General features: G+C 61.4%; 1 protein-coding gene. It reads right to left on the reverse strand.

Going from position 1 to position 906, the window contains the following annotated elements:
• On the reverse strand, positions 1 to 784 hold a 784-nt coding region (istA, locus tag GR138_RS30140), incomplete at its 3' end, for an IS21 family transposase (RefSeq protein WP_160862940.1).
• Positions 785 to 906 lie beyond the last annotated feature (122 nt).

Consider the following 906-nt stretch of genomic DNA (forward strand, 5'->3'; position numbering starts at 1 on the left):
AGGCGACCGGCACGGAATAGTCGTTCGTCTTGTAGCGGACGAGCGACTGGGCCGTCACAACAGCGCTGGCCTGGTCGCAGGCATCAAATGGCGACGCCGGCAAGGGCCGCATGGCCGCCAAATCCCGCTGCAATCGTTCGCCGATCGTCTCGCTCTCACCGCGTAGCCTGTCGCGCTGGCGTTTGCGGCATTGTTCCTCCAGAAAGGCGTTGAAGGCGTCCCATGTCGGAAACTGCGGCACGGCCCCGAAGAAGGCGAATGCATGGATGTGGCCGTCGACCCAAGCTTCGGCCACCGCCGCCGGATAGGCCCGCACATAGCATCCGTCGCTATGAGGAAGATCCAGCACAAAGAAGCGAGCTTTCTGCTCGACGCCGCCGATCACCACCGTCGCCTCGCCGAAATCGGCCTGCGCATGGCCCGGTGGATGCGACAACGGCACGAACACCTCCTGGCGGCGTTGATCCCGCTCGCGCATATAATCCTTGATGATCGTGTAGCCGCCGGTGAAGCCGCACTCGTCACGAAGCCTGTCGAACACCCGTTTGGCAGTATGCCGCTGCTTGCGCGGCATCACCATGTCAGCTTCCAGCCACTGCTCGATCGTCGAAACGAATGCATCCAGCTTCGGACGCCGGATCGGCGAACGTCGCTGATAGCCGGGCGGTGTCGAATACGACAGCATTTTGGCCACGCTGTCGCGCGATACGTTGAAATGCTTTGCTGCCTGACGCCGCGTCATCCCTTCGGAAACAGCCAGGCGAACCTTGAGGTATAATTCCACGGTGTAGATCCCCTGTCCCTCCTGCGATCATTGCAGAAAGGAAATAGGTGGCCGGATTTTACTCCGCCCGCAGAAGCATTATGCCGCCGCTACCGTGGCCGACTTTTGCACCGCCGCTCTCA

Source organism: Shinella kummerowiae, assembly GCF_009827055.1.
GTDB lineage: Bacteria > Pseudomonadota > Alphaproteobacteria > Rhizobiales > Rhizobiaceae > Shinella > Shinella kummerowiae.